The following is a 25,979-nucleotide window of genomic DNA, read 5'->3' as shown; positions in this document are numbered from 1 at the left end:
CATGCGTGACTCATGACCGTCGGCATCGGAAGGGCGGAGGGATCAGTGCCAGGGCAGCTGTCCGCGCCGCTGCCAGTAGGCGTGCGGGTCCTCGGCCAGCGCGGCGAGGCGGTCCAGTTGCTCGTCGTCCAGGTCGACGACGGCGGCGTGCAGGTTCGAGGCGAGCTGTCCGGTGGTGGCGGCTCCGGAGAGGACGACTCCGGCCCAGGGCTGTCGCAGGACGACGGCCAGGGCGACGGCGTCGCACCCCAGGCCGGTCCGCCCGGCGATCTCCCGCAGGACGTCCGGGGCGTGCGGGCCGGCGAGGCGCCCGTTGGCCATGCCCTCCTTGACGATCACCGTCAGGCCGGCGTCGTGCGCCTCGGCCAGGGCGGCACCCGCGGAGGTCTCCAGCACGTTGTACGTGGACTGCACGGTGCGGAAGAGGGGTTCCCCGTCCACCGTCACGGCCAGGGCGGCACGGATCGCCTCGCCCTGGGCGGGGCCGCTGGTGGAGAAGCCCACGGTCAGGCCCTGGGCGGCGGCCTCGGCGAGCCTCGCGTGCAGTTCCTTGTCGCTGAGGGCCGGGCTGTCCGGGGTCACCGAGTGGATCTGGTAGAGGTCGAGGCGGTCGCCGAGCAGGGCGTCGGTCTCGGCGCGCTGCCGTTCGTAGGTGGCGAGGCCGTGGTCCTTGACCTCGTGCGTCTCGGCGTCGGTGGACCAGCCGGCGGTGTAGGTGTAGCCCCACTTGCTGCCGACGACGATGTCGTCGAGGCCGGGCCTGCTCTTCAGCCAGTCGGCGAGGAACTCCTCCGAGCGGCCGTAGGAGCGGGCCGCGTCGAAGTAGCGGACGCCCTGGGCGTAGGCGGCGTCGAGCAGTTCGTGGGTGCGGCCGCGGAGCGCGTCGACGCTGCGGTCCTCGCCGAGGTCCTCGTCCCGGCCGAGGTTGATGTAGCCGGGGCGTCCGACCGCGGCGAGGCCGAGACCGATGTGGCAGGTGGGGGTGGTCGCTGAGGCCAGGCGGGCGAAGGGCATCGGGGGCTCCGTTCGGTCGGCTCCGGTTCGGGTCCGGCAGGGCTCCGGTTCGGGTCCGGCAGGGCTCCGGTTCGGGTCCGACCCAACGTAACCCGCGACGACCTTCGCCTCAGGGCCCGGCCGTCGCGGTGTTCCGGCGGGTGCGGGAGATGGGCGGCCGATCGCGCAGTCCCCCGCGCCCCCGAGGGGGCGCGCCCCTCAGGCCCGCTTCTTCGCCAGGGCCCACTCGTGCTGGGCGGCCACGTCCGCCTTCACCTCGGCCAGCTGGATGGCGACCGCGCTCGGGGCCGTGCCGCCCCGGCCGTCGCGGGAGGCCAGGGCTCCGGGGACGTTGAGCACCGAGCGGACCTCGGGGGTCAGATGGGACGAGATCTTGGCGAACTGCTCGTCCGTCAGCTCGTCGAGTTCCTTCCCCTCGGCCTCGGCGGCCTTCACGCACTCGCCGGCGACCTCGTGCGCCACCCGGAACGGGACGCCCTGCTTGACCAGCCACTCGGCGATGTCCGTGGCGAGGGAGAAGCCGGCCGGGGCCAGTTCCTCCATGCGCTCGCGGTGGACGGTGAGGGTGGCCATCATGCCGGTGAAGGCGGGCAGCAGGACCTCCAGCTGGTCGATGGAGTCGAAGACCGGCTCCTTGTCCTCCTGGAGGTCGCGGTTGTAGGCGAGCGGGAGGGCCTTGAGCGTGGCCAGCAGGCCCGTCAGATTGCCGATCAGCCGGCCGGACTTGCCCCGGGCCAGCTCCGCGATGTCCGGGTTCTTCTTCTGCGGCATGATCGACGAACCGGTGGAGAACGCGTCGTGCAGGGTCACGAAGGAGAACTCCTTAGTGTTCCAGAGGATGACCTCCTCGGCGATCCGGGAGAGGTTGACCCCGATCATCGCCGTGATGAAGGCGAACTCGGCGACGAAGTCACGGGAGGCCGTGCCGTCGATGGAGTTGCCCACCGAGCCGTGCTCGAAGCCGAGGTCCGCCGCCACCGCCTCCGGGTCCAGACCCAGGGACGAGCCGGCCAGCGCGCCGGAGCCGTACGGCGACACGGCCGTGCGCGCGTCCCACTGGCGCAGCCGCTCCGCGTCCCGGGACAGGGACTGCACATGGGCGAGGACGTGGTGCGCGAAGAGGACCGGCTGGGCGTGCTGGAGGTGCGTGCGGCCGGGCATGGCCACGTCCGGGTGGGCCTCGGCGAGGCCGATCAGCGCGTCCTGGAGCTCGGCGATCAGGCCGCCGACGACCCGGGCGTGGTCGCGCAGGTACATGCGGAACAGGGTGGCGACCTGGTCGTTGCGGGAGCGGCCGGCCCGGAGCTTGCCGCCGAGGTCGGGGCCGAGGCGCTCCAGGAGACCGCGCTCCAGCGCGGTGTGGACGTCCTCGTCGGCGATCGTGCCCGTGAAGGAGCCGTCGGCGACGGCCGCCTCCAGCTCGTCCAGGCCGGCGATCATCCGGGTCAGCTCGTCTTCCGTGAGGAGGCCCGCCTTGTGCAGCACGCGCGCGTGCGCACGGGAACCGGCGATGTCGTACGGCGCGAGCCGCCAGTCGAAGTGGACGGACGCGGACAGCTTCGCCAGCGCCTCGGCGGGACCGTCGGCGAAACGGCCGCCCCAGAGCCGGACGTCACCGCTGTTGCTGCTCACCTGCTGCGCTCCTCACTGGGTGGGATGGGCACCGCCACGGGCAGTGTCCTGCATGATTATGCAGACTCCTGCATGAATCGTCAATCGGGGCGGATCGAGGGTGCTTCCGCCGTCGATTTCCGGCCACGCCGGAGGAATCGGCGCGCCCGTTGAACGCGGGAAACCGCTTACCCGTACCTCTCGCCGAACGCAGGCGCCGCGTTTCCACCCACGACCCACCGACCCCTAGTGAGGCACCCCCATGTCCAGGGCTCTTCCGAAGTACAACAAGCGTCGCGTCGCGTTCATCGGCGGCGCGGCAGCGGTGGCGCTGTCCGGCACGGCGATCGCCGGCTTCGCGCTCGCCGGGGAGACGTCCGAGAACGGCGGGACGAACGCCCGGACGCTGGCGGGCCCCGGCACGATCACGTGCCCGGACGTCACCTCCCAGCTGCCCGACATCCCGGCCTCCGCCCAGGCCGAGGTCGAGCGCAACCTCGCCCAGCTGAACACCCAGATCCAGGAGGCCAACAAGCGGCTCGTCGACACCGTCGGCCAGGGCGGGCCCAACTTCGTGCAGAACGCCATCCTCGGCCCGCTGGAGGACAAGCGCGTCGCGGCCCTGAACCGCATCGAGACCGCCATCGGGCGGGCCGCCGCGAAGCCCGAGGGCCTGGAGGCCTTCGCCGCCTGCCGGCTGAACGCCGACGGCGGCGCGGGAGCGGGCGAGGCCGCCGGAGGCGAGGCGGGCGCGGAGGCCGGAGCGGGAGCCGGCGCGGAGGCCGGTGCCGGGGCCGGGGCCGGTGCCGGGGCCGGTGCCGGTGCCGGGGCCGGTGCCGGGGCCGGGGCCGGGGCCGGTGCCGGGGCCGGGGAAGGCGGCGCGGGGGCCGACGAGGGAGGGGCGGGCGAAGCGGGCGGCGCCGGCACGATCAGCTGCCCGGACGTCGCCTCCCGGCTGCCCGCCGTCCCGGCCTCCGCCCAGGCCGAGGTCGAGCGCAACCTGGGCCAGCTGGACACCCAGATCCAGGAGGCCAACAAGCGGCTCGTCGACACCGTCGGCCAGGGCGGGCCCAACTTCGTGCAGAACGCCATCCTCGGCCCGCTGGAGGACAAGCGCGTCGCCGCGATCAACCGCATCGCCACCGCCATCGGCCGCACGGCCGAGCGGCCGGCCGGTCTGGACTCCCTGGCCGCCTGCACCCTCACCAAGTGAGGTGACAGGCGCCGCGGCCGCCCCGTGCAAGCGCCGGCCGGGGCGGCCGCGGGCAGGGCGGGATCCGGCAGAGGTGACCGGATCCCGCAATTCCTTAGACAGGCGAATGATGTGGGTCCATAGTCGTTGGACATGGGAAAGACTCATGAGGGGATAGACGGCCGGCTCCGCTCGTTCATCGAAGCGCAGCCGGTCTTCTTCACCGCCACCGCGCCCCTGTCCGCCGACGGCACGATCAACCTCTCCCCCAAGGGCCTCAAGGGCTCCTTCGCGGTGCTCGACGAGCAGACCGTGGCCTACCTCGACTTCGCGGGCTCCAACGCCGAGACCATCGCCCATCTGCGCGAGAACGGCCGGATCACCCTGATGTGGTGCGCCTTCCAGGGCCCGCCCAACATCGTGCGCGTGCACGGCAGGGGCGAGCCGGTTTTCCGCGACGACCCCCGTTTCGCGCAGCTGCTCACCCGCTTCCCCGACATCGACCCCGCCCCGCACGGACTGCGCGCGATCATCGTGGTCACGGCCGAACTCGTCCGCGACACCTGCGGGTACGCGGTGCCCTTCATGGCCTACGAGGAGGACCGGGACCTGCACGGCAAGCGGTTCGGCCGCGAGGACGACGCCTCGCTCGACGCGTACTTCACCAAGAAGGAGCACATCGCCACCAGCCTGGACGGACTCCCCGGGCTGCCGTTGCCGCTGCCGCCCTCTACGGTCTGAGGCATGCGTCCCGGTGCCGTCGCCCTCACCGTCTCCGGCCTCCTGCTGCTCGGCGCCGGGCCGCCCGCGCCGCCGCTGCCGGACCGGATGGCGCACACCGGCGGCGGCACCCAGCTGATCACCGCGGTGGCCCCGCGGACCTCCTCCACGACGGGCACGGTCACCTGGTGGGACCGGGTCCCGGGCGGCCGGTGGGTGAAGGCGGGCTCCGCGCCCGCGCGTTTCGGTGCGAAGGGGCTCGTCGAGGGCGCCGCACGCCGGCAGGGCACGAACACCACCCCCACCGGTCTGTACGACCTGCCGTACGCGTTCGGCATCGAGGCGGCGCCGCGCGGGACGGCCTACCCGTACCGCCGGGTGCGGCAGGACTCCTGGTGGTGCCAGGACAACGGCTCGCGCTCCTACAACCGCTGGAGCGAGCCCCGCGCGGCCGACTGCCGGGCCGCCGAGTCCGAGCACCTGATCACCTACCGGACCCAGTACGCGCACGCGCTGGTCATCGGCTTCAACTACGCGCGTCCCGTGCGCGGGCGCGGTGCCGGCATCTTCCTCCACGTCCACGGCCGGGGCCCGACGGCCGGCTGCGTGTCCGTCTCCCGGGCCGCGATGCGGCGGATCCTGGCCTGGACGGACCCCGCGCGGCGGCCGCACATCGCCGTGGGAACGGAGAGCGGGAGCACCGCCGTCACTCGCCTCTGACGTCCCCACGGCCGCGCGGCTGTCACCGCCGGTCACGGGGGTCCGCACACGACTCGGTGCACGGCTGAACACTCCCGTGTCCCGGCACGTATCTGTGGGCCAAGGGTCAAGTCCCCACGGAGGAACCGTGACCACCACGCTCGCAGGCGGCCGTGCCGCCCGCCGCCAGACGATGCGCCGCATCCGCCCGCGCCGCTCCCCGGCCGTACCGCTGCTGATCGCCCTGTGGGCGGGAGCGGCGGCGGTGCTGTGGCTGTGGTGGGACAACACACCGTCCCTCGCCGACACCACGAGCAAGATCGTGGCGGCCGGCCGGATCACGGGCCTGCTCGCCGGCTACCTGATGGCACTGGTGGTGCTCCAGATGGCGCGCGTCCCGGCCCTGGAGCGGCGGGTGGGCACCGACCGGGTCGCGCGCTGGCACGCCATGACCGGCCGCTACACCCTCTGCCTGGTCCTCGCCCACGTCTTCCTCATCATGTGGGGCTATGCCCTGCAGGCCGGCAAGGGGCTCGGCGACGTCGTCCAGCAGACCGTCGACTCGGTCGGCCAGCTGCCGGACATGGGCAAGGCGGCCATCGGCACGGGTCTGCTGTTCCTCATCGGCATCCTGTCGATCGGCGGCGTGCGCCGGCTGATCGGGTACGACACCTGGTACCACGTGCACCTGCTGACCTACGCGGCGGTGTACCTGACGTTCTGGCACCAGATCACCACGGGCAACGAGTTCGCCGTCGAGCCCACCGCGAAGACCTTCTGGTACGGGCTGTACGGAGCGGTGACCGCGCTCGTCGTCTGGTACCGGATCCTCACCCCGATCCGGCTGAACCTGCGGCACCGCATGCGCGTCGAGGCGGTCATCGAGGAGACCCCCGGCATCGTGTCCGTGCTGATCGGCGGGCGCAGGCTGCACCGGATGGGCGCGGAGGCCGGGCACTTCTTCCGCTGGCGCTTCATGGCGCCGGGCATGCGCTTCAGCTCCCATCCGTACTCCCTGTCGGCGGCGCCCCGCCCGGACATGCTGCGGATCACCGTCAAGGCGATCGGCGACCACACCGAGCGGCTGCGCGACCTGGAGCCCGGCACCCGGGTGTGGGCGGAGGGCCCCTACGGCGCGATGACCGCGCAGCGCCGCAGCCGCGGCAAGGTGCTGCTGGTGGCGGGCGGTGTCGGGATCACCCCGATGCGGGCCCTGTTCGAGACGCTGCCCGGCGCGTCCGGCGACATCACGCTGCTCTACCGCGCCAACAGCACCCAGGACCTGGCCCTGTGGGGCGAGCTGGCCAAGATCGCCGACGAGCGCGGCGCGCGGCTGATGTACGCGGTGAACAGCCCGGACGGGGAACGCCCCGACATCTCCGCCGAGTCCCTCCAGCGGAAGATCCCGGACATCGGCGACCACGACGTCTTCATGTGCGGGCCGCCCGGTTTCGCGCAGTCGGTCTACGAGGCACTGCGCGGCGCGGGAGTCCCCGCCCGCCGTATCCATCACGAGTCGTTCGAGATGTGAGCGACGGGACACCAACGGCCCTTCAGGAGTTTGGGAAACGATGAGGAAGTCTCACCCCGTCCGGCGTGCCGTGCTCGCCGGCGCAGCCACCGTCTCCGGGATCGTGCTGCTGCTGTCACTGAAGCCGGCCTCCGACCCGGGCGCCGCCCAGGCGGCGGGCGGGCAGGTGCCGCCCGCGGCGGCCGGGCAGGCCCCGCAGGGCGGCGTGAACGGCGCGGTCACCGGTGACGCGGCGCAGACGCAGTACGGTCCGGTCCAGGTCCGCGTGACCATGAGCAACGGCAGGATCACCAAGGCCGAGGCGGTCCGGACCCCCGAGGGCGGCCAGAGCGACCAGATCACCGCCAACGCCGTGCCGCGTCTCAACCAGGCGGCTGTCGCGGCGCAGAGCGCGGACATCGACGCCGTGTCCGGCGCGACGTACACCAGCGCCGGCTACAAGAAGTCCCTCCAGTCCGCCCTGGACAAGGCGAAGGCGGCGGCGGGCGCCGCGCAGGGCGCGGACTCCGGCTCGGGCGCCGCCCGGACGGTGACCGGTGACGTCGCGCAGACCGAGTACGGGCCCGTCCAGGTCCGGATCACCGTCGCGGGCGGAAAGATCACCAAGGCCGAGGCGGTCCAGGCCCCCAAGGGCGGCCGCAGCGACCAGATCACCGCCGCCTCCGTCCCCCGCCTCAACCAGGCCGCCGTCGCCACCGGCACCGCACAGATCGACTCCGTCTCCGGCGCCACCTACACCAGCACCGGCTACAAAAAGTCCCTCCAGTCCGCCCTCGACAAGGCCCCGGCGCAGGGCGGCTCCTCGCAGGCGGCCGGCTCGGGAGGCGGACAGGAGCAGGCGCAGCCCCGGACGCTCACCGGGAGCGTGGCCCAGACCGAGTACGGGCCGGTCCAGGTCCGGATCACCGTCGCGGGCGGGAAGATCACCAAGGCCGAGGCGGTCCAGGCCCCCAAGGGCGGCCGCAGCGACCAGATCACCGCCGCCTCCGTCCCCCGCCTCAACCAGGCCGCCGTCGCCACCGGCACCGCACAGATCGACTCCGTCTCCGGCGCCACCTACACCAGCACCGGCTACAAAAAGTCCCTCCAGTCGGCGCTGGACCAGGCCGGTGGCTGACACGGTGGCCGACTCCGCACAGGCTCCCGCCGCGGTGCGTCATGTGGAGGAGACGATGGGGACCGTCTTCTCCCTCGACGTCCGCGGCGGGGAACCGGCCGCCGTGCGCGCGGCCCTGGACGAGGTCGTGGCCGGGCTGCACCGGGTCGACGAGGTGTTCAGCACCTACCGCGAGGACAGCCAGGTCTCCCGGCTGCAGCGCGGTGAGGTGAGCGTCGGGCAGTGCGATCCCGAGGTCGCCGAGGTACTGGAGCTGGCCGCCGAGGCGGAGCGGGTGAGCGACGGCTGGTTCAGCACGTCGTACCGGGGCCGCCTCGATCCGACCGGCATCGTCAAGGGCTGGGCGGTCGAACGGGCGGCGCGGCGGCTGGCGGAGGTGCCCGGGGTGTGCGGGGTGAGCGTCAACGGCGGCGGCGACGTGCAGTTGCTGGGGGCTCCGGAGCCGCAGCGGCCCTGGCGGGTGGGGGTGTCGGACCCGGTGCGGCCGGGCGGGCTGGCGGCGGTGGTCTCCGCGGCCGGGGTGCGGGAGCTGTCGGTGGCCACGTCCGGTACTGCGGAGCGCGGCGCGCACATCGTCGACCCGCGCACCGGCCGTTCGGCCGTGACCGACCTGGTCGCCGTGACGGTGGTGGGGCCCCGGCTGACGTGGACGGACTGCTGGGCGACGGCGGCGTTCGCGATGGGCTCGCGGCAGGGGCTGGCGTGGCTGGAGTCGCTGCCGGACGTGGAGGCGCTGCTGATCACGGCGGGTGACGAGGTGCGGTGCACGGACGGCTTGGCGACCCGGCTGGGGTGAGCCCGGCCCGGGAGGCGCCCTGAGGGGCGCGGGGAACTGCGCGACCGGCCACAGCCCACCCGCACACGCCCACCCCCGGCACCCCGCACGGCGCTCAGCACCCGCACCCGCACCCGCACCCGCACCCGGAAGCCGACCGTCCCCACACCAGCCGGCGGCAGCCCTCAGTGCCCGTTCTGCGCCAGCCGCAGCAGATGGTCGGCCAGCGCCTGACCGCCCGTCGGCTCCCTGCTGATCAGCAGCAGCGTGTCGTCCCCGGCGATCGTCCCCAGGATGTCGTGCAGTTCGGCCTGGTCGATCGCCGAGGCCAGGAACTGCGCGGCCCCCGGAGGGGTGCGCAGGACCACGAGGTTCGCGGAGGCCTCCGCGGAGATCAGCAGCTCCTGGGAGAGCCGCCGCATCCGCTCCTCCTTGGCCGACCCGCCCAGCGGGGCCCGCGGGGTGCGGAACCCGCCCTCGCTCGGCACCGCGTAGATCAGATCCCCCTCGGGGTTGCGGATCTTCACCGCGTTCAGCTCGTCCAGGTCCCGGGAGAGCGTCGCCTGCGTGACGCTCAGCCCGTCGTCGGCGAGCAGCTTCGCGAGCTGGCTCTGCGAGCGGACCGGCTGCCGGTTGAGGATGTCCACGATCCGGCGGTGGCGTGCGGTGCGGGTCTGCGGCACGGCGGGCCCGTTCGCCCCCGGCTGCTCGTGGTCCTGCGCCTGGCTCATCGTCGTCTCATTCCCCGGATCGTCCGTCCCCGTTGACTGCCTGCAGGATGCCGGGCAGTGCCCCCAGGAAGGCGTCCACCTCGTCGTCGCGCAGATTCAGCGGCGGCATCAGCCGGACGACGTCGGGGGCGGGCGCGTTCACCAGGAAACCGGCCTCCTGAGCCGCCTGGCGCACCTGCGGCGCGAGCGGCTCGGTGAGCACGATACCCAGGAGGAGGCCGGCGCCCCGGACGGAATGGATCAACCGGTGGCCGAGGCCCTCGATGCCGTCCCGCAACCTCTCGCTCTGCCGCTTGACGTTCTCCAGCAGTGCCTCGTTCTCGATGGTGTCGAGGACGGCGAGTCCGGCGGCGCAGGCGACGGGGTTGCCGCCGAAGGTCGTGCCGTGGTGGCCGGGCCGGAGCAGCTCCGCGGCCCGCCCGAAGGCGACGGTCGCCCCCAGCGGCAGCCCGCCGCCGAGCTGCTTGGCCAGGGTGACCACGTCGGGCAGGACGCCCTCGTGGGCCTGGTACTCGAACCAGTGCCCGGTCCGGCCGATACCGGTCTGCACCTCGTCCAGCACGAGGAGCGCCCCGGTCGCGGCGGTGATCGCCCGGGCGGCCTTGAGGTACCCGGCGGGCGGGACGACGACGCCGAGCTCGCCCTGGATCGGCTCCAGGACGACGAGGGCGGTCTCCTCGGTGACGGCGGCGGCCAGGGCCTGCGCGTCGCCGAACGGCACGTGGGTGACGTCGCCGGGCAGCGGCAGGAACGGTTCGCGCTTGCCCTGCTGGCCGGTGAGCGCCAGGGCACCCATGGTCCGGCCGTGGAAGGCGCCCTCGGTGGCCACGACGTGGGTGCGCCCGGTCAGCCGGCCGATCTTGAAGGCGGCCTCGTTGGCCTCGGCGCCGGAGTTGCAGAAGAAGACCCGGCCGTCCCGGCCGAAGAGCCGCAGCAGCCGTTCGGCGAGCGTCACCGTCGGGTCGGCCATGAAGAAGTTGGAGATGTGGCCGAGGGAGCCGATCTGCCGGGTCACGGCCTCGACGATCGCCGGATGGGCGTGGCCGAGGGCGTTGGTCGCGATGCCGCCGACGAAGTCGAGGTAGCGCGTGCCGTCGGCGTCCCAGACGGCGGTGCCCGCACCGCGCACGAGGGGCAGCAGCGGGGTGCCGTAGTTGTTCATGAGGGCGCCCTGCCACCGCTCGGTGAGGTCCTCGTTCGCGGTCATACGGCATCCCCCTTCTCGTCGGGCACGACCATCGTGCCGATCCCCTCGTCGGTGAAGATCTCCAGCAGGATCGAGTGCTGGACCCGGCCGTCGATGACGCGGGCGGTGTTCACGCCGTTGCGCACGGCGTGCAGGCAGCCCTCCATCTTCGGCACCATGCCGGAGGACAGGTCCGGCAGCAGCCGCTCCAGCTCGGTGGCGGTGAGGCGGCTGATCACCTCGTCGCTGTGCGGCCAGTCCTCGTAGAGTCCCTCGACGTCCGTGAGGACCATGAGGGTTTCGGCGCCCAGTGCAGCAGCGAGTGCCGCAGCCGCCGTATCAGCATTGACGTTGTAGACATGTCCGTCGTCCTGGGAGCGGGCGATCGAGGAGACGACCGGGATGCGGCCGTCGGCGAGCAGGGCCTCGACGACGCCCGTGTCGATCGCGGTGATCTCGCCGACCCGGCCGATGTCGACCGGCTCGCCGTCGATCTCGGGCCGGTGCTTGGTGGCGGTGATGGTGTGCGCGTCCTCGCCCGTCAGGCCCACGGCGAGCGGTCCGTGCCGGTTGAGCAGCCCGACCAGTTCGCGCTGCACCTGACCGGCCAGCACCATGCGCACGACGTCCATGGCGTCCTCGGTGGTCACCCGCAGACCCGCCTTGAACTCGCTGACGATGCCGTGCTGGTCGAGGGCGGCGCTGATCTGCGGGCCGCCGCCGTGCACGACGACCGGCTTGAGGCCGGCGTGGTGCAGGAAGACGACGTCCTGGGCGAAGGCGGCCTTGAGGTCCTCGTCGACCATGGCGTTGCCGCCGAACTTGATGACGACCGTCCTGCCGTTGTGGCGGACCAGCCAGGGCAGGGCCTCGATGAGGATCTGCGCCTTGGGCAGGGCGGTGTGCTTCCGCGTGGTGCTCATGACGAGTACGCGCTGTTCTCGTGGACGTAGTCGGCGGTGAGGTCGTTGGTCCAGATGGTCGCCGTCTGCGACCCGGCGGCGAGGTCGGCGACGATGTGCACCTCGCGGTAGCGCATGTCGACCTTCTCGCGGTCCTCGCCGACGCCGCCGTTCTTGCAGACCCAGACGCCGTTGATGGCGACGTTGAGCCGGTCCGGCTCGAAGGCGGCCCGGGTGGTGCCGATCGCGGACAGCACCCGGCCCCAGTTGGGGTCCTCGCCGTGGATGGCGCACTTGAGGAGGTTGTTGCGGGCGATGGAGCGGCCCACCTCGACGGCGTCGTCCTCGGTCGCGGCGCCCACCACCTCGACCTTGATGTCCTTGCTGGCGCCCTCGGCGTCGCGGATGAGCTGCTGCCCGAGGTCGTCGCAGACCTGCCGGACGGCCTCGGCGAACTCCTCGTACGCGGGGGTGATGCCGGAGGAGCCGGAGGCCAGGAGCAGCACGGTGTCGTTGGTGGACATGCAGCCGTCGGAGTCGACCCGGTCGAAGGTGACCTTGGTGGCGGCGCGCAGGGCCGTGTCCAGGCTCTCGCTGTCGAGGTCGGCGTCGGTGGTGAGGACGACGAGCATGGTGGCGAGGCCGGGGGCGAGCATGCCCGCGCCCTTGGCCATGCCGCCGACCGTCCAGCCGTCCTTGGTGACCACGGACGTCTTGTGGACGGTGTCGGTGGTCTTGATGGCGATGGCGGCCTTCTCCCCGCCGTGCTCGCTGAGGGCGGCGGCGGCCTGCTCGACGCCCGGGAGCAGTTTGTCCATGGGCAGCAGGACGCCGATGAGGCCGGTGGAGCAGACGGCGATCTCGATGGCGCCCCGCCCGAGGACCTCGGCGGCCTTCTCGGCGGTGGCGTGCGTGTCCTGGAAGCCCTTGGGGCCCGTGCAGGCGTTGGCGCCGCCGGAGTTGAGGACGACGGCGGAGACCTGGCCGCTCTTGAGGACCTGCTCGGACCACAGGACCGGGGCGGCCTTCACCCGGTTGGCGGTGAAGACGCCGGCGGCGGCGCGGCGGGGCCCGGTGTTGACCACGAGGGCCAGGTCGGGACTGCCGTTCTCCTTGATCCCGGCGGCGATGCCCGCCGCCGTGAATCCCTTCGCTGCCGTCACGCTCACGGCGCAACTCCGATCGTCGTCAGTCCGGTGGTCTCGTCGAGACCCAGGGCGATGTTCATGCTCTGGACGGCACCGCCCGCGGTGCCCTTGGTGAGGTTGTCGATGGCGCTGATCACGATGATCCGTCCGGCGGCCTCGTCGTACGCGACCTGCACCTGAACGGCGTTCGAACCGTGGACGGACGCCGTGGCGGGCCACTGACCCTCGGGGAGCAGGTGCACGAAGGGCTCGTCCGCGTAGGCCTTCTCGTAGGCGGCGCGCAGCACCTCGGCGGTGACGCCGTCCGTCGCCTTGGCGCTGCACGTGGCGAGGATGCCGCGGGACATCGGCGCGAGGGTCGGCGTGAAGGACACGGAGACCGGGCCGCCCGCGGCGGCGCTGAGGTTCTGGGTGATCTCGGGGGTGTGCCGGTGCCCGCCGCCGACGCCGTAAGGGCTCATCGAGCCCATCACCTCGCTGCCCAGCAGGTGCGGCTTGGGCGCCTTGCCCGCGCCGGAGGTGCCGGACGCGGCGACGATCACCGCCTCGGGCTCGGCCAGGCCGGCCGCGTAGGCCGGGACGAGGGCCAGGGAGACGGCGGTCGGGTAGCAGCCGGGTACCGCGACGCGCTTGGACCCCTCCAGCGCGGCGCGGGCACCCGGCAGTTCGGGAAGGCCGTAGGGCCAGGTACCGGCGTGCGGCGAGCCGTAGAACCTCTCCCAGGCGGCGGCGTCGGTGAGCCGGAAGTCGGCGCCCATGTCGACGACCAGCACGTCGGGCCCGAGCCGTTCGGCGACGGCGGCGGACTGCCCGTGCGGCAGCGCGAGGAAGACGACGTCGTGGCCGTCGAGGACCTCAGGGGTGGTCTCCTGCAAGACGCGGCCGGCCAGTGGCAGCAGGTGCGGCTGGAGCGCCCCGAGCCGCTGCCCGGCGTTGGAGTTGCCGGTGAGGGCGCCGATCTCGACGTCCGGGTGCGCCAGGAGCAGACGCAGCAGTTCCCCGCCCGCGTATCCACTCGCTCCGGCCACTGCCGCTCGTACCGCCATGGAATCCTCCTCCTCAGAGGGCATGACTATACGTATTGCTGCACGTTTATGCAATCCTCTTCCTGGTCACGCGCGTGTGGGCCGCTGTCCGAGGACAGCGGCCCACCAGGGGGAGCGTGCGCTACCTCTGCTTGATCCGCAGGAACGTCACGGAGTGCGCCGGGAAGGTGTAGGTGAACTTCGGGGCCACGCCCCGGAGGGTCGACGTCACCGGGGTCACCGGTGTGTCCGTCTCGGTGTTCACCGCGTCCTGGTCGGCGGCCAGCGTGGTCACGCGGGCCGTGGAGGCGACCTTGGCACCGCCGAGGTCGACGGCCGTGCGGGCCTCGGCCGACTGCGCGTTGACGACCTTGACGATCAGGTCACCGGTCCTCGCGTCGTGGGTGACGACCTGGCGGAACGGCTCGGCCGGCTTGTCGTCCCGGAAGCTGCCCCACTCCTGGCCGTCGAGGAACAGGGTGACCTGCCGGCCGCGCACCTTGATGTCGATGTCGTAGGCACGGCCCGTCTCGATCGACCCGGCCTTGGTCAGCAGGGTGCTCTTGCCGCCGTCGACGGCCTGCTCGACGGCGGACTGGGTGTTGTTCCAGCCGCCCAGGTTCCACCAGTAGTAGTTGCCGGTGTCCTTCACGCCGAAGGCGACGAGGAAGCCCTCCTTGCCGGACTTCTTGGTGGCCTTCACGTGCAGGTCGTAGTCCTTCCAGGCCGGGTCGCCCGCCGTGACCAGGGTGTTCTCGGCGGCCGTGTCGGTCTGGACGTACTGCCCGTCCTGGACGCTCCAGCTGCCGGCGCCGCTGTGCCTCCATCGCGCGGCACCCTCGGAGAAGTCGTCGCTCAGCAGCGTCGCGCCGTCCGCCGAGGTGACCTTCACGTCGTCGTACGCGGCGCTGGTCGCCCAGGTCGACAGGCCGACGGCGCCGGTGATCGGCCCGCTGACGTCCGGCGTGGTCGTGGCCGTGGACGGGACCACACGGTCGCCGACGTTGGTCATGAACAGCTTCTGGACCTCGTAGTCGGCCGAGTTCCAGGAGGCCCGGTTGTTGAACCAGATCATGTCCGGCCGCCACTGCACGTAGTCCTCGTTGGCGAGCAGCGGGGCGTAGGAGGCCAGTTTCACGACGTCCGCGTTGCGCTCCAGGCCGGTCATGAAGGCGGCCTCGGCCAGGCCGTTCTTCCAGGCGTTGCCCTGGGAGGCGTACTCGCCGAGGAAGACCTTGGGGCCCTCGCGGTCGTAGGAGTCGTAGCGGTCGTTGTTCTGCAGGAACCAGTTCGGGCTGTTGTAGTAGTGCTCGTCGACCATGTCGACCTTGCCCTCGCGGTTGAGCTGCCAGGCCGTGTCGAAGGTCGTGCCGGCGTCGTCCGGGCCGGAGTTGGAGATGACGGTGATGTCCGGGTACTTCGCCTTGATGGCGGCCCGGAACTTCTCGAAGCGGGCGAAGAACTCCCTTGGGAGGTTCTCCTCGTTGCCGACGCCGATGTGGGTCAGGCGGAAGGGCTCGGGGTGGCCCATCCGCGCGCGCACCCTGCCCCACTCGGAGGTCGCCGGGCCGTTGGCGAACTCGATGAGGTCGAGGGTGTCCTGGATGTGCCGCTTCAGCAGCGCGTCGTCCTCGATGGCCTGGTTCTGGCCGCAGCCGGTCACCAGGGCCGGGACGACGGGCAGCGGCATGGCGCCGATGTCCTCGGAGAAGCGGAAGTACTCGTAGTAGCCGAGGCCGTAACTCTGGTTGTAGCCCCAGAAGTTGGCGTTGGTGGCGCGCTCCTCGACGGGGCCGATGGTGTCCTTCCACTGGTAGCTGCGCTTGCGCTGCCAGCCGCTCGCCTCGCTGTAGTCCTCCATGGAGCCGGTGTTGACCAGGCAGCCGCCGGGGAAGCGCACGAAGCCGGGCTCGAGGGCGGCGATCTTCTCGGCGAGGTCCTTGCGCAGGCCGTTCGGCTGGTTCTTGTACGTCTCGCGCGGGAACAGCGACACCATGTCGAGCGCGGCGGCGTGCGTCGCGGCGACGGCGAGACGGCCGCGGTTGCTGGTGCGCGTCGCGGTGAAGGTCGCCCTGTACTTCGCCCAGCCGCCCTCGACGGCGACCTGGCGGGCCGCGGCGAGACTGCCCGCGGCGTCCTTCAGCGAGACGGTGAGCGTGCTGCCGGTCTCGGCGCGGGCCCACACGGAGAAGTCGTACCTCTTGCCCTGCTCGACCCGGATGCCGGTGTTGTAGCCGGCGTTGGTGACGGACGAACCGGCGCCCAAGGCGAGGTAGTTGCGGTTGCGCGCGTTGAGCCGGCCGGAGTCGTTCACCACCTGGGCCGTACCGGCGGCCGTCCAGGAGGTCAGGGGCGCGTAGGAGCCGTTGTCGGCGGTGGAGTACTCGAAGGAACGGTTCTGCACGAGCTCGGCGTACAGACCGCCGTCGGCGGCCCGGTTGATGTCCTCGAAGAAGACGCCGTACATCGTGTCGTCGATCTCCGCGCCCCGGGCGGACGGATCGACGGTGATCGTGTAGTCGGTGACGTCCTCGGCGTGCGCGGGGGCCGGTACGAGGGCTGCCGCCGTCAGGAGGGCGGTGACGGTGAGGCCGGCTCTCCCTCGCGTGCGAGCGGTGCGTGGCATGGATACTCCGCGGCTCTCTGGTAGAGGAGTGTTCGAAATATCAGACATTGGTCAGCACTTCGAACGGCAAGATAGGGAGGGGGCAGGTGCGCGTCAATGGGTCGCGCAGCACCGGACGGGACGGAGAGCGGGGCAGGATGGGCGAGTTCTGGCCAGTGCCGGACGTACTGGCGTACCTGGCGGGCCGCTGGCGCGTGACGCGGTCGGTGCGGGATCTCGCGAGCGGCGCCGAGGGCGAGTTCACGGGCGGCACGCTCTTCGACGCGCGGGAGACCGGCGGGCTGCTGCACCTGGAGTCGGGCACGTTCGTCTGGCAGGGCGTGGCCCGGCCGGCCGAGCGGACGCTGCGGTTCCTGCCGGGGCCGGGCGGCACGGCGGACGTCCGCTTCGCGGACGGGCGGCCCTTCCACGACCTGGACCTGACGTCCGGACGGCACGTCGCCGACCACCCGTGCGCGGCGGACCTCTACCGCGGTGAGTTCACGGTCCGCGACGCGGACCACTGGCGGACGGTGTGGCGCGTGCGCGGCCCCGCGAAGGACCTGGTGCTGCGCACCGAGTACGCACGGGAGACCTGAGCCTTGCAGACGGCGCGCGCGACGGGAGCCCGCCCGGCGGGTCCCGTGGCCGCCGGGCGGTGCGGGCCTGACCGCGTGCCGCGTGCCGCGCCCGGGTGGGGCGGCCCGTCACGCACCCGAGCGCTGCGCCGCCGCTCCGTCGAAGCGCAGGTGCCAGCGGCCCGCCCGGCCCGTCACCGTGGTCGTCGACAGGGGGCGGACGTCGATGTTCCAGTACGTCGACGGGGGCGCCTGCAGCGCGTACACCAGGGCCGCGCGGATCACGGACGGCTCGGCCACCGCCACCACCCGGCAGCCGTCCTCCACGGGCCGGGTGTCGAGCCAGCCGCCCACGCGGCCGACGAAGTCCACCAGCGACTCACCGCCGTGCGGCGTGGCCCGCGGGTCGGCCAGCCAGGCGTCGACGGCCTCGGGCTCCCGGGCCATCGCCTCGCCCAGGGTCAGCCCGCGCCACCGGCCCATGTCACAGTCACGCAGGGCGAGTTGCACCAGTGGCGCGTAGCCCAGCCCCTCCCCCGTCGCCCGGCTGCGCGGGGTCGGCGAGCAGTAGCGCAGCTCGGCCGCCGCGAGCGGCAGCAGCCCGGGGGCGACGCGCTCCACCTCGCCCCAGCCGGCCTGGTCCAGCGGCCGGTCGTCCTCGAAACGCTCGGCGAGCGTCGGTGAGCTGCGCGCGGCGGCGACGAACGTGACCCGAAGTGGCATGCGGCGATCGTGGGCGCCGCAAGTGCGCAGGTCAAGAGGTGTTACCTGGGAGTTACCGTGGGTGCGGCGCCCCTCACTGACCGAAGAGGAGCGCCATCCAGTGCTCGGGCCGCGCCAGCGGCTCGAACCCCAGCTTCGCGTAGACGCCGTGCGCGTCGTGCGTGGCGAGCAGCACCCGCCGCACCCCGTACGACCGCACCTCCTCCCGCACGGCCGCGACGAGCGCGCTGCCGACGCCCTTGCCGCGCACCGACGGGTCGACGTAGACGTCGCACAGCCAGGCGAAGGTCGCCCGGTCGGTGACGACGCGCGCGTAGGCCACCTGCTCGCCCGAGGCGGTGTCGTACACACCGAAGTTGAGCGAGCCCGCGATCGCCCGGTCCTGCTTCTCCCGGGGGCGGCCCAGCGCCCAGTACGCGTCGGTGGACAGCCAGCGGTGCACGCGCTCGGCGTCCAGGCGGGAGGGGTCGGTGGAGATCTCGTAGCCCTCGGGCAGGCTCGGCGTGTCGGTCATGACGGGATGCTCGCAAATCACTCGCCCGGGGTCGAGCGGTTATCGCAGCACCTCCTCGCACGCCCTGCGCAGTCGCCGCACCCCCTCCGTGATCTCCCCGGTCCCGGCGACCGCCGCGAAGCTCAGCCGCAGGTGCGCGGCGGGCGGTTCGGCGCTGAAGTAGGGCCGGCCGGGCGTGACGGCGACGCCCGCCCGCAGGGCCGCCGCCGTCAGGGCCGCCTCGTCGGCGCCGTCGGGCAGGCGCGGCCACAGGTGGTAGCCACCGGACGGGACGTGCGCGAGCTCCAGTTGGGGCAGGTGCAGCCCGAGCGCACCGGTCATCGCGTCCCGCCGGGCCTTCAGCTCGGCGGAGACGGCGCGCAGATGCCGTGGCCAGGCGGGTGAGCCGACGAGTTCGAGTGCCGCCTCCTGCAGGGGCCGCGGCACGAAGAAGGTGTCGACGACCTGGATGGCGCGCAGCCGTTCCAGCACCGGCCCGCGGGCGGCCAGCGCGCTCACCCGGAAGCTCGGCGAGGTCGCCTTGGTGAGTGAGGAGACGTGGACGACGACGCCGTCGGGGTCGTCGGCGGCGAGCGGGCGCGGCAGCGGCCCGGCGTCCTCGTGCACGAGCCGCCGCACGAAGTCGTCCTCGACGACGAACGCGCCCGCCGCCCGTGCGATGCGCAGCACCTCGGCGCGCCGCTCGGGGGCGAGCACGGCGCCGGTGGGGTTCTGGAAGAGCGGCTGGCAGACGAAGGCCGGGGCTCCGGTGGCGCGGAACGCGTCGGCGAGCAGCTCCGGTCTCACCCCGTCGGCGTCGACGGGTACGGGCACCGGGCGCAGGCCGGCGGCCCGGGCGATGGCGAGCATGCCCGGGTAGGTCGGCGACTCGACCAGGACGGGCGCGCCGGGTGGGGCGAGGGCGCGCAGGGCGGTGGTCAGGGCGGACTGGCCGCCGGCCGTGATCAGCACCTCGGCGGCCGTGACGGAGCCGCCGACGGCCCGCGCGAACCACTCGCGCAGCTCGGGCAGCCCTTCCATGGGCGGCCGTCCCCAGGCGCCCGGGCGGCGCCCGGCCCGCGACAGGGCCGCCGCCATCGCCCGCTCGGGCTGGAGGGAGGGGTGCAGATAGCCGCCGTTGAACTCGATGACCCCGGGCGGCGGCGCGGCCAGCGACACCAGCACCCCGGAGGCGTCCACCGAGCGCGGTACGAGGTCGGCGGCCCCGTCCGCGCTGAGCGCGACCTCCTGCCAGGAGGTGTCGCCGGCGGGAGCCGGTGCCGCCGCGGAGGGCGCGCGGAAGGCACCCGCGCCGGGGCGGGTCACCACGAGTCCTTCGGCGGCGAGCTGGGCCAGTGCCCGCGACACCGTCACCGGACTGACCCGGAACCGTTCGACCAGGGCCCGGCTGGACGGCAGCTTTCCACCTGGCGAGTAGCGGTCGAGTTCCTGCCTCAACCGTTCCGCCAGTTCAGCCACGCTGCTACGCTCTTGCATGAGAGCACAGAGTAGCGCTACCGCCTCCGCCCCGATAGCAGTGGCCGCCCCGGACCGGGAGCGGCCCGGCGTCGGCACCCTCCAGGCGGCCCTCGGCGTCGTCGCCTTCTCCCTCACCTTCCCCGCCACCGCCTGGGGTCTCGAAGGGCTCGGGCCGTGGTCGCTCGTCGCCGTGCGCAGTGTCCTGGCCGCCCTGATCGCGGGCGGTGCCCTGCTGGCCCTGCGCGTACCGCTGCCCGCCCGCCGCCACTGGCCGGGCCTCGCGGTCGTCGCGGGCGGTGTCGTCCTCGGCTTTCCGCTGCTGACGACCTTGGCGCTGCGGACCTCGACCACCGCGCACGCGGCCGTCGTGGTGGGGCTGCTGCCGCTGACCACCGCGCTCTGCTCCGCCCTGCGCGTCGGCACCCGTCCCTCGCGCACCTTCTGGGTCGCGGCCCTCGCGGGCGCGGTCGCCGTGGCCGCCTTCACCGTGCAGCAGAGCGGCGGCGCCCTGAGCACGGCCGACCTGTACCTCTTCGCGGCGCTGCTGGTGTGCGCGGCGGGCTACACCGAGGGCGGCCGGCTGGCCCGGGTCATGCCGGGCTGGCAGGTGATCGGCTGGGCGCTGGTGCTGTGCCTGCCGCTGACCGTGCCCGTGGCCGCCCTGGCGCTCGCCCAGGAGCCCTGGCGGCTCACCGCGCACAGCGTCACGGGGCTGCTGTGGGTCGCGGCGGGTTCGCAGTTCCTCGGGCTGGTCGTCTGGTACCGGGGCATGGCGGCCATCGGCATCCCGAAGGCCAGCCAGTTGCAGCTCGCCCAGCCCCTGCTCACACTGGTGTGGTCGGTGCTGCTGCTGGGTGAGCGCCTGACGGTGGCCGCCCCGCTGACGGCGGCGGCGGTGCTCGTCTGCATCGCCGTCACTCAACGGGCGCGCGGCTGAGCGGGGCGCGGCACGGCCCCCGCCCACCCGCGCCCGGCAGCCGTGGACTTCAGGGCCACGGACCGCTGCTCCGCCCCCCTGTGAGGAGGCCCCAGATGCGCGCAACCGTGGGTGACCAGCTTGTCCAGCACGGCAGGGTGGTCGGCCAGCACGACAAGGTCGGCGAGATCGTCGAGGTGCTCGGCGAGGAGGGCGGCCCCCCGTACCGCGTCCGGTTCGAGGACGGGCACGAGGGCGTGTGCTCGCCGGGGCCCGACACCGAGATCCGCCACCGGGAGACGACGACCGGGCCGTGACTCAGCGCGGGGGGTCCGCCGGTTGCCCGTAGTGGTCGGCGACCACCCTCGCCATCGCGCCGATCCGGTCGGCCGCCACGTCCCTGGCGGCGAAGAAGACGTGCCCGCGCACCTGGGCGTGCTCCTTGGCGAACGCCAGGTGCCGGGAGAGTTCGGCCGGCTCCTGCCAGGCGGCGGGCTGGGCCGGGTCGCCCGCCTTGTACAGCGCCTCCCCCACGTACAGCTGCGTCGAGCTGCCGCGCGCGACCTCCGCCCACCAGGGCAGCAGCTTGGCGTAGTCGGCGGCGGCGAAGCCGATGTTCCAGTACAGCTGCGGGACGATGTAGTCGATCCAGCCCTCGCGCACCCACGTGCGGGTGTCCGCGTACAGGTCGTCGTACGTCTCCACGCCGGCCCGGCTGTCCGAGCCCGCCGGGTCCGTCGAGGCGTTACGCCACACGCCGAAGGGGCTGATGCCGAAGCGGGTGCCCGGCCGGATCTCCTTCACGCGGTCCGCCGTCTCGCGCACCAGCCGGTCGATGTTGTCCCGCCGCCAGGCCGCCCGGTCCGGAAAGCCGCCGCCGTGCTCCTCGTAGGCCGCGTCGTCGTCGAAGGTCTCCCCCGCCACCGGGTAGGGGTAGAAGTAGTCGTCGAAGTGCACGCCGTCGACGGGGTAGCGCGCCACCGCGTCCAGCATCGCGTCCTCGACGAAGGCCCTCACCTGCGGCAGCCCCGGGTTGTAGACGAGCCTCCCGCCGTACGCGACGACCCAGCCGGGGTTGCGGCGGGCGGGGTGCGAGGCGGCCAGCCGGGTGGGGTCGGCGTGCGCGGCGACCCGGTAGGGGTTGAACCACGCGTGCAGTTTCAGGCCCCGGGCGTGCGCCTCCTCGACGGCGGTGCCCAGCGGGTCCCAGCCGGGGTCCTTGCCCTGGGTGCCGGTCAGGTACTGCGACCACGGCTCGTACGGCGAGGGCCACAGGGCGTCCGCCGTGGGCCGGACCTGGAAGATGACGGTGTTGAGCCGGTTGCGGACCGCCGTGTCGAGATGGGTGAGGAGCTCCGAGCGCTGCTGTGCCGCGCTCAGGCCCGGCTTGGACGGCCAGTCCCGGTTGGCCACGGTCGCCAGCCACATCCCCCGCATCTCGGAGACGGGCGCTCCGCCCCCGCGTCCGGGCGCGGCCGACGCGGGAGCGGTCATCGTGAAAGCCGACAGCGCCGCGACGGCGAACGCCCTGCGTGAGACTCGTCCCATGCGCATGCCCCAGAATGTCGCGGATCCGCCCGGTCGCGGATCTCCGTCGGGCCAGCATGCCCGACCCGGACCCGCCCCCGGCGATCGATCATCGATACTTGGCGGTAACGTGCACGAACGGAGCAGGCGCCGAGACCCGGCCGGCCTGCCCGGTCGTGGATCAGCAGCGAAAGGGACGATGTGACGGACATCCCAGCGGGAGACATTGCACGCGTCGGAGTCGTGGGCTGCGGTCAGATGGGCGCGGGAATCGCCGAGGTGTGCGCCCGGGCCGGTCTGGACGTCATGGTCGCCGAGACCACCGGCGAAGCCCTGGAGATCGGCCGTACCCGGCTGTTCGGCTCCCTGGCCAAGGCCGCCGAGCGGGGCAAGATCACCGAGGCGGAGCACGAGGCCACGCTGGCCCGCCTGAGCTTCACCACGGACCTCGGCGAATTCGCCGACCGCGACCTGGTCATCGAGGCGGTCGTCGAGAACGAGCAGGTCAAGACCGAGATCTTCCAGGTCCTGGACCAGGTCGTGACCCGGCCGGACGCGATCCTGGCCTCCAACACCTCGTCCATCCCGCTGGTGAAGCTGGCGGTGGCGACCTCGCGGCCGGACCAGGTCATCGGCATCCACTTCTTCAACCCGGCCCCGGTGCAGAAGCTGGTCGAGCTGATCCCGGCGCTCACCACGTCCGAGGGCACGATCAGCCGGGCCCAGCTGTTCACCGAGAAGCTGCTCGGCAAGCACGCGATCCGTGCCCAGGACCGTTCCGGCTTCGTGGTCAACGCGCTGCTGATCCCCTACCTGCTCTCCGCGATCCGGATGTTCGAGACGGGCATCGCCAGCCGCGAGGACATCGACAACGGCATGGAGATGGGCTGCGCCCACCCGATGGGCCCGCTGAAGCTGTCCGACCTGATCGGCCTGGACACGGTCGCCTCGGTCGCGCAGTCGATGTACGAGGAGTACAAGGAGCCGCTGTACGCCGCTCCCCCGCTGCTCCAGCGCATGGTCGACGCGGGCCGCCTGGGCCGCAAGACGGGTTCGGGCTTCTACACCTACGGCTGACCGCCCGGCCACGGCCGCCGCCTCAACGCCGCCGCTCCTCCGGCCACGGACGGACGCGGCGGCGTGCCCGTTCCGCCGCCTGCTCGGTCAGGCGGCCGCGCAGCCAGCCCATCCACAGGGCGAGCGGCGTGGTCACGAGGGCGAGCAGCAGCGCCGTGCCCCATCCCGTGCCGCCGGAGGAGTACCGGATCACCAGGACCGACAGCGCGTAGAGCGCCAGCGCGAGCGCCGCGTTCTTCTGCCACTTCGTCATGACATCCCGGGTACCCCCCGCGGCCGGTTACGGACGGTCAGATTTCGGCCAAGCAGCGGGCCCGGCACCTGGATGGGTGCCGGGCTCGCGGCATTCACACACCGTGTGCGGGGCGGGCTCGCATATGCCCCTCGCACACTCTCCCCAGGCGCCCACCAGGGGAGTTGACTCCATTGCGCATACCAGGGATGTGACACGACTACGGAAAGGAGCGGAATCGTGACCGTCGATCCCGAGCATCCCGTCGTCCATGGAGAACTCGCAGAGTTACGACGCCGCCTCGATGTGGCGTACGCCCGCGTCGAGGGCGGCCTGGCACTGCTCAGTCACCGCACCGAGGAGACCGCCAAGGAGATCGAGGAACTCAACACCCGGATCCACACACTGGAACACGCGCGCTGGCCGCTGCCCGCGGTCGCCGCCCTCACCGCCGTGGGTGCCCTCGTCGTGGCGATCTGGCAGGCGTTCGGACGGTGAGCCACGCGGTGTCAGGGCAACGTGTCCTGTCCGAGCCTGAGATGGTGCAGCAGAAGTAACGCGGCCGCCATGTTGGCGGCCGGGACCTCGCCGCGGGCGACCAGGTCGGGGACGAGTTTGAGGGGCACCCATTCCCGGCGGTCCGACTCGAAGTCGTCCACGGGGTGCCCGACGTACTCGCCCTCGTCCGCCCAGTACACGTGGTGCCGGGCGTCGGTGAGCCCGTTGGACGGCTCCACGCTCATGAGGTGGCGCAGGGGTCCCGGCCGCCAGCCGGTCTCCTCCTCCAGTTCCCTGGCGGCCGCGCCCGCGAGGTCCTCGCCGTCCTCGACGACGCCCGCCGCGAGCTCCCAGCCCCAGCTGTCCGTGATGAAACGGTGCCGCCACAGCAGCAGCACCTCGTTGGCCTCGTTGACGACCGTGGCCACGGCGACCGGCCGCAGCCGTATGAGGAAGTGGTCGAGGTGCTGGCCGTCCGGCAGTTCGACATCCGCCAGATTGACGCTGAACCAGCGATTTGAGTACACAGTCTGTTCGTTGTGTTTCGTCCACTGCACGGTTCTGCCACCTTCCGTCGAGTAAGGGGCAATATCGCAGCAGGGACGTGGTGACAGCAGGCGCACAGGAAGCGGCTCGGGATCAGGCGGACGCCGCTCCCTGGGATCTACAACGGTACGCGCAGGGCTCCGTCGATGAGTTCGGCGGCCTCGGCCGTGCCCGCGCATCCGCTGCGCACCAGGTGCTCGCGCACCGCGCGCAGCCGGTCCCGCAACCGCTGGGACTCCATGCCACGGGCCTGCTCGGCCATCTGCACCGCGATGGCGACCGCCTTGTCGGCGTTGCCCTGCCGCAGCTCGATGGTGCTGAGCATCGCGAGCCGGTGCACACGCCCCCGGTCGTGCGCCGGGTTGTCGACGGCCGCCGCGGCGTGCTCCCCGGCCGCCGCGATCTCCCCGAGGCTCAGCAGCGCCTCCGCCACCTGTACGTTGACCAGGCCGGGCTGGACATAGCCGGTCTCGTCGGGTTCGTAGCCGCGCCGGATGCGCTCGGCGGCCCGCTCGGCGCGCCGGATGCAGGACAGCGCGCTGCCGCCGTCGCCGAGATGCGCGTACGCCTTGGCCTGCATCGCGTAGAGGTCGGAGGCGAGCGCCGGGGTGATGTGCTTGCCGGCGGCCCGCAACGCGGCCTCGGCGAAGGCGACGGCCTGCCGGTACTCCCGCATGAACAGCGACTGGTTGACCAGCAGGGCGATGACGTACGCCCCGAGTCCCCGGTCCCCGCTGGCCTTGGCCAGGCGCAGCGCCTGGTGGAAGTAGCGCTGGGCGAGCCCGTGCGCGTCGGAGTCGTAGGCGCAGATGCCGGCGACCGCGACCAGCCCGCCGGTGGCCCGGTGCAGTTGGCGGCCGGTCTCGTCGGTGTAGCTGCCGCGCAGCAGCGGGGCGGCCTCGGCGTTGAGGAAGCCGACGATCCGGGCGCGCGTCGCGATGCCCCCGGCCTTGCGGTACATCTGCTCGTAGTGCGTGCGGGCCGCCCGCAGCATCTCCAGGTCGCCGGGCGTGACCCGGTGCCTGCCGCCGCGCGAGACGTCGACGTCCTCGGGCGGGTTCTCCCACTCCCACACGGGCATGACGGCGGGCGTGCCGGTGAGGGCGGGCGCGCCCAGGATGTGCGGGCGCTGCTGCTGGTCGGAGCGCCACAGGGCGGTGGCCCGTTCGACGAACCCGGAGAGCGAGCCGGTGTGCGGGGCGGACGGCTCTCCGGGCACGCCCAGACCGATGTCGTCGAGGGTGACCGGCCGCTGCAGCCGGGCGGCCAGCACCTCGCAGATCAGGTCGGGCACCTGGCCCCGGGGGCGCTGCCCCTTCAGCCACCGCGCGACGGCGGTGTGTTCGTAGCGCAGGGACAGGCCTCGTGCCCGTCCCGCCTGGTTGACGTGTGCGGCCAGCCCCGCGTGCGAGATCCCCGCCTCGTCCAGGATCGCATCGAGCAGAGTGTTGGGCTGCATGTGGGCCCCCCGGGTGGCTCGGTGCGGACAGGTTAGTGGTTCCGGGTTCACACGGGGTGTGAACGGAGTGCCCGAATCCGCGCTGTGCGCGCGCTGTCGCGCACAGTCGCCGGCCGGTTGACTGAGATGCCTCGCAAGAGGCCGGCCGGGCCGCCGGCTCCCCCTCGTACAGTGCGGCGGCCCGCTTCCGCCGTC

General features: G+C 72.7%; 26 protein-coding genes. 11 read left to right on the top strand and 15 right to left on the bottom strand.

Going from position 1 to position 25,979, the window contains the following annotated elements:
* Nucleotides 1-42: 42 nt before the first annotated feature.
* Together ACF07N_RS32615 and argH are read right to left on the bottom strand one after the other, a co-directional pair.
* Nucleotides 43-1,014: an aldo/keto reductase gene (locus tag ACF07N_RS32615; RefSeq protein ID WP_392119972.1), complete on the bottom strand. Its 972-nt coding sequence runs from the start codon at nucleotides 1,012-1,014 to the stop codon at nucleotides 43-45.
* A 198-nt stretch (nucleotides 1,015-1,212) separates the two neighbouring features.
* Nucleotides 1,213-2,646, bottom strand: a complete 1,434-nt coding sequence (gene argH / locus ACF07N_RS32610) for an argininosuccinate lyase (RefSeq protein ID WP_392119969.1) — start codon at nucleotides 2,644-2,646, stop codon at nucleotides 1,213-1,215.
* A gap of 241 nt (nucleotides 2,647-2,887) precedes the next feature.
* Between argH and ACF07N_RS32605 the strand changes: the two genes are divergently transcribed.
* From ACF07N_RS32605 to ACF07N_RS32580, 6 genes are all read left to right on the top strand, one after another.
* On the top strand, nucleotides 2,888-3,838 hold the full coding sequence (locus tag ACF07N_RS32605; protein WP_392119966.1) for a hypothetical protein: 951 nt from the start codon (nucleotides 2,888-2,890) through the stop codon (nucleotides 3,836-3,838).
* Nucleotides 3,839-3,970: 132 nt separating this feature from the next.
* Nucleotides 3,971-4,558 (top strand): pyridoxamine 5'-phosphate oxidase family protein, encoded by a 588-nt coding sequence (locus tag ACF07N_RS32600; RefSeq protein WP_392119963.1) that lies wholly within the window; start codon nucleotides 3,971-3,973, stop codon nucleotides 4,556-4,558.
* 3 nt (nucleotides 4,559-4,561) lie between these two features.
* Nucleotides 4,562-5,257, top strand: coding sequence for a L,D-transpeptidase (locus ACF07N_RS32595; protein ID WP_392119960.1), 696 nt, complete (start codon nucleotides 4,562-4,564; stop codon nucleotides 5,255-5,257).
* 127 nt (nucleotides 5,258-5,384) lie between these two features.
* Entirely contained in the window at nucleotides 5,385-6,767 is a 1,383-nt protein-coding gene (locus ACF07N_RS32590; RefSeq protein ID WP_383334020.1) for a ferric reductase-like transmembrane domain-containing protein, read from the top strand.
* Between the two features lie 40 nt (nucleotides 6,768-6,807).
* Nucleotides 6,808-7,884 carry an FMN-binding protein gene (locus ACF07N_RS32585; RefSeq protein WP_392119956.1) on the top strand — a complete coding sequence of 359 codons (1,077 nt, stop codon included), beginning with the start codon at nucleotides 6,808-6,810 and terminating at the stop codon, nucleotides 7,882-7,884.
* Between the two features lie 55 nt (nucleotides 7,885-7,939).
* The gene (locus ACF07N_RS32580; protein ID WP_383334139.1) at nucleotides 7,940-8,680 is read left to right on the top strand and encodes an FAD:protein FMN transferase; all 741 of its coding nucleotides are present in this window, start codon (nucleotides 7,940-7,942) and stop codon (nucleotides 8,678-8,680) included.
* A gap of 164 nt (nucleotides 8,681-8,844) precedes the next feature.
* Here ACF07N_RS32580 and ACF07N_RS32575 read toward each other — a convergent pair whose 3' ends face one another.
* The 6 genes from ACF07N_RS32575 to ACF07N_RS32550 all read right to left on the bottom strand — a co-directional run bounded on the left by ACF07N_RS32575 (nucleotide 8,845) and on the right by ACF07N_RS32550 (nucleotide 16,277).
* Nucleotides 8,845-9,390, bottom strand: coding sequence for an arginine repressor (locus ACF07N_RS32575; protein WP_383334026.1), 546 nt, complete (start codon nucleotides 9,388-9,390; stop codon nucleotides 8,845-8,847).
* 7 nt (nucleotides 9,391-9,397) lie between these two features.
* Complete coding sequence (locus tag ACF07N_RS32570; protein ID WP_392119952.1) at nucleotides 9,398-10,597, bottom strand: acetylornithine transaminase; 1,200 nt, start codon at nucleotides 10,595-10,597, stop codon at nucleotides 9,398-9,400.
* Nucleotides 10,594-11,499 carry an acetylglutamate kinase gene (gene argB / locus ACF07N_RS32565; protein ID WP_383334030.1) on the bottom strand — a complete coding sequence of 302 codons (906 nt, stop codon included), beginning with the start codon at nucleotides 11,497-11,499 and terminating at the stop codon, nucleotides 10,594-10,596. Before argB ends, ACF07N_RS32570 begins: the two co-directional genes overlap by 4 nt.
* Nucleotides 11,496-12,647: a bifunctional glutamate N-acetyltransferase/amino-acid acetyltransferase ArgJ gene (argJ, locus tag ACF07N_RS32560; RefSeq protein WP_392119949.1), complete on the bottom strand. Its 1,152-nt coding sequence runs from the start codon at nucleotides 12,645-12,647 to the stop codon at nucleotides 11,496-11,498. Before argJ ends, argB begins: the two co-directional genes overlap by 4 nt.
* Nucleotides 12,644-13,672, bottom strand: coding sequence for an N-acetyl-gamma-glutamyl-phosphate reductase (gene argC / locus ACF07N_RS32555; protein WP_392119946.1), 1,029 nt, complete (start codon nucleotides 13,670-13,672; stop codon nucleotides 12,644-12,646). Before argC ends, argJ begins: the two co-directional genes overlap by 4 nt.
* 121 nt (nucleotides 13,673-13,793) lie before the next feature.
* The gene (locus ACF07N_RS32550) at nucleotides 13,794-16,277 is read right to left on the bottom strand and encodes an alpha-L-arabinofuranosidase C-terminal domain-containing protein (protein ID WP_392119943.1); all 2,484 of its coding nucleotides are present in this window, start codon (nucleotides 16,275-16,277) and stop codon (nucleotides 13,794-13,796) included.
* Between the two features lie 137 nt (nucleotides 16,278-16,414).
* Here ACF07N_RS32550 and ACF07N_RS32545 point away from each other — a divergent pair, with 137 nt between their 5' ends.
* Entirely contained in the window at nucleotides 16,415-16,855 is a 441-nt protein-coding gene (locus ACF07N_RS32545; RefSeq protein WP_392119940.1) for a DUF6314 family protein, read from the top strand.
* Between the two features lie 108 nt (nucleotides 16,856-16,963).
* Here the strand turns inward: ACF07N_RS32545 and ACF07N_RS32540 are convergent, their stop codons facing one another.
* The 3 genes from ACF07N_RS32540 to ACF07N_RS32530 all read right to left on the bottom strand — a co-directional run bounded on the left by ACF07N_RS32540 (nucleotide 16,964) and on the right by ACF07N_RS32530 (nucleotide 19,547).
* Entirely contained in the window at nucleotides 16,964-17,557 is a 594-nt protein-coding gene (locus ACF07N_RS32540; protein ID WP_392119937.1) for a histidine phosphatase family protein, read from the bottom strand.
* Nucleotides 17,558-17,630: 73 nt separating this feature from the next.
* Entirely contained in the window at nucleotides 17,631-18,071 is a 441-nt protein-coding gene (locus ACF07N_RS32535) for a GNAT family N-acetyltransferase (protein ID WP_383334041.1), read from the bottom strand.
* 39 nt (nucleotides 18,072-18,110) lie between these two features.
* Nucleotides 18,111-19,547 (bottom strand): PLP-dependent aminotransferase family protein, encoded by a 1,437-nt coding sequence (locus ACF07N_RS32530; RefSeq protein ID WP_392119934.1) that lies wholly within the window; start codon nucleotides 19,545-19,547, stop codon nucleotides 18,111-18,113.
* Here ACF07N_RS32530 and ACF07N_RS32525 point away from each other — a divergent pair.
* Nucleotides 19,546-20,466, top strand: a complete 921-nt coding sequence (locus ACF07N_RS32525) for a DMT family transporter (RefSeq protein WP_392119931.1) — start codon at nucleotides 19,546-19,548, stop codon at nucleotides 20,464-20,466. The genes ACF07N_RS32530 and ACF07N_RS32525 overlap by 2 nt on opposite strands.
* A 95-nt stretch (nucleotides 20,467-20,561) precedes the next feature.
* On the top strand, nucleotides 20,562-20,762 hold the full coding sequence (locus ACF07N_RS32520; RefSeq protein ID WP_383334046.1) for a DUF1918 domain-containing protein: 201 nt from the start codon (nucleotides 20,562-20,564) through the stop codon (nucleotides 20,760-20,762).
* A 1-nt stretch (nucleotide 20,763) separates the two neighbouring features.
* Here ACF07N_RS32520 and ACF07N_RS32515 read toward each other — a convergent pair whose 3' ends face one another.
* Complete coding sequence (locus ACF07N_RS32515; RefSeq protein WP_392119928.1) at nucleotides 20,764-21,999, bottom strand: glycoside hydrolase family 10 protein; 1,236 nt, start codon at nucleotides 21,997-21,999, stop codon at nucleotides 20,764-20,766.
* Between the two features lie 174 nt (nucleotides 22,000-22,173).
* Between ACF07N_RS32515 and ACF07N_RS32510 the strand changes: the two genes are divergently transcribed.
* Entirely contained in the window at nucleotides 22,174-23,049 is an 876-nt protein-coding gene (locus ACF07N_RS32510; RefSeq protein WP_383334050.1) for a 3-hydroxybutyryl-CoA dehydrogenase, read from the top strand.
* A gap of 22 nt (nucleotides 23,050-23,071) precedes the next feature.
* Here the strand turns inward: ACF07N_RS32510 and ACF07N_RS32505 are convergent, their stop codons facing one another.
* Entirely contained in the window at nucleotides 23,072-23,302 is a 231-nt protein-coding gene (locus ACF07N_RS32505) for a hypothetical protein (protein ID WP_383586149.1), read from the bottom strand.
* A gap of 219 nt (nucleotides 23,303-23,521) precedes the next feature.
* On the opposite strand from ACF07N_RS32505, the gene ACF07N_RS32500 reads away from it, so the two are divergent.
* On the top strand, nucleotides 23,522-23,779 hold the full coding sequence (locus ACF07N_RS32500; protein WP_094057196.1) for a hypothetical protein: 258 nt from the start codon (nucleotides 23,522-23,524) through the stop codon (nucleotides 23,777-23,779).
* Nucleotides 23,780-23,790: 11 nt separating this feature from the next.
* On the opposite strand, the gene ACF07N_RS32495 is transcribed toward ACF07N_RS32500, so the two are convergent.
* Nucleotides 23,791-24,336 (bottom strand): NUDIX hydrolase, encoded by a 546-nt coding sequence (locus ACF07N_RS32495; RefSeq protein WP_392119924.1) that lies wholly within the window; start codon nucleotides 24,334-24,336, stop codon nucleotides 23,791-23,793.
* Nucleotides 24,337-24,443: 107 nt separating this feature from the next.
* Nucleotides 24,444-25,784 (bottom strand): transcriptional regulator, encoded by a 1,341-nt coding sequence (locus ACF07N_RS32490; RefSeq protein ID WP_383334057.1) that lies wholly within the window; start codon nucleotides 25,782-25,784, stop codon nucleotides 24,444-24,446.
* Between the last annotated feature and the right edge of the window lie 195 nt (nucleotides 25,785-25,979).

This window comes from Streptomyces sp. NPDC015242 (assembly GCF_043079125.1).
In the GTDB taxonomy this organism is placed as follows: Bacteria; Actinomycetota; Actinomycetes; order Streptomycetales; family Streptomycetaceae; genus Streptomyces.
This window is presented reverse-complemented; position numbering and strand designations above follow the sequence as displayed.

Bases quoted from the DNA above. Each gene is read 5' to 3' on its own strand.
- ACF07N_RS32615 (WP_392119972.1), bottom strand. From the start codon at position 1,014: ATGCCCTTCGCCCGCCTGGCCTCAGCGACCACCCCCACCTGCCACATC.
- ACF07N_RS32605 (WP_392119966.1), top strand. From the start codon at position 2,888: ATGTCCAGGGCTCTTCCGAAGTACAACAAGCGTCGCGTCGCGTTCATC.
- ACF07N_RS32600 (WP_392119963.1), top strand. From the start codon at position 3,971: ATGGGAAAGACTCATGAGGGGATAGACGGCCGGCTCCGCTCGTTCATC.
- ACF07N_RS32595 (WP_392119960.1), top strand. From the start codon at position 4,562: ATGCGTCCCGGTGCCGTCGCCCTCACCGTCTCCGGCCTCCTGCTGCTC.
- ACF07N_RS32585 (WP_392119956.1), top strand. From the start codon at position 6,808: ATGAGGAAGTCTCACCCCGTCCGGCGTGCCGTGCTCGCCGGCGCAGCC.
- ACF07N_RS32580 (WP_383334139.1), top strand. From the start codon at position 7,940: ATGGGGACCGTCTTCTCCCTCGACGTCCGCGGCGGGGAACCGGCCGCC.
- ACF07N_RS32575 (WP_383334026.1), bottom strand. From the start codon at position 9,390: ATGAGCCAGGCGCAGGACCACGAGCAGCCGGGGGCGAACGGGCCCGCC.
- ACF07N_RS32570 (WP_392119952.1), bottom strand. From the start codon at position 10,597: ATGACCGCGAACGAGGACCTCACCGAGCGGTGGCAGGGCGCCCTCATG.
- argB (WP_383334030.1), bottom strand. From the start codon at position 11,499: ATGAGCACCACGCGGAAGCACACCGCCCTGCCCAAGGCGCAGATCCTC.
- argC (WP_392119946.1), bottom strand. From the start codon at position 13,672: ATGGCGGTACGAGCGGCAGTGGCCGGAGCGAGTGGATACGCGGGCGGG.
- ACF07N_RS32550 (WP_392119943.1), bottom strand. From the start codon at position 16,277: ATGCCACGCACCGCTCGCACGCGAGGGAGAGCCGGCCTCACCGTCACC.
- ACF07N_RS32545 (WP_392119940.1), top strand. From the start codon at position 16,415: ATGGGCGAGTTCTGGCCAGTGCCGGACGTACTGGCGTACCTGGCGGGC.
- ACF07N_RS32540 (WP_392119937.1), bottom strand. From the start codon at position 17,557: ATGCCACTTCGGGTCACGTTCGTCGCCGCCGCGCGCAGCTCACCGACG.
- ACF07N_RS32535 (WP_383334041.1), bottom strand. From the start codon at position 18,071: ATGACCGACACGCCGAGCCTGCCCGAGGGCTACGAGATCTCCACCGAC.
- ACF07N_RS32525 (WP_392119931.1), top strand. From the start codon at position 19,546: ATGAGAGCACAGAGTAGCGCTACCGCCTCCGCCCCGATAGCAGTGGCC.
- ACF07N_RS32530 (WP_392119934.1), bottom strand. From the start codon at position 19,547: ATGCAAGAGCGTAGCAGCGTGGCTGAACTGGCGGAACGGTTGAGGCAG.
- ACF07N_RS32520 (WP_383334046.1), top strand. From the start codon at position 20,562: ATGCGCGCAACCGTGGGTGACCAGCTTGTCCAGCACGGCAGGGTGGTC.
- ACF07N_RS32515 (WP_392119928.1), bottom strand. From the start codon at position 21,999: ATGCGCATGGGACGAGTCTCACGCAGGGCGTTCGCCGTCGCGGCGCTG.
- ACF07N_RS32505 (WP_383586149.1), bottom strand. From the start codon at position 23,302: ATGACGAAGTGGCAGAAGAACGCGGCGCTCGCGCTGGCGCTCTACGCG.
- ACF07N_RS32490 (WP_383334057.1), bottom strand. From the start codon at position 25,784: ATGCAGCCCAACACTCTGCTCGATGCGATCCTGGACGAGGCGGGGATC.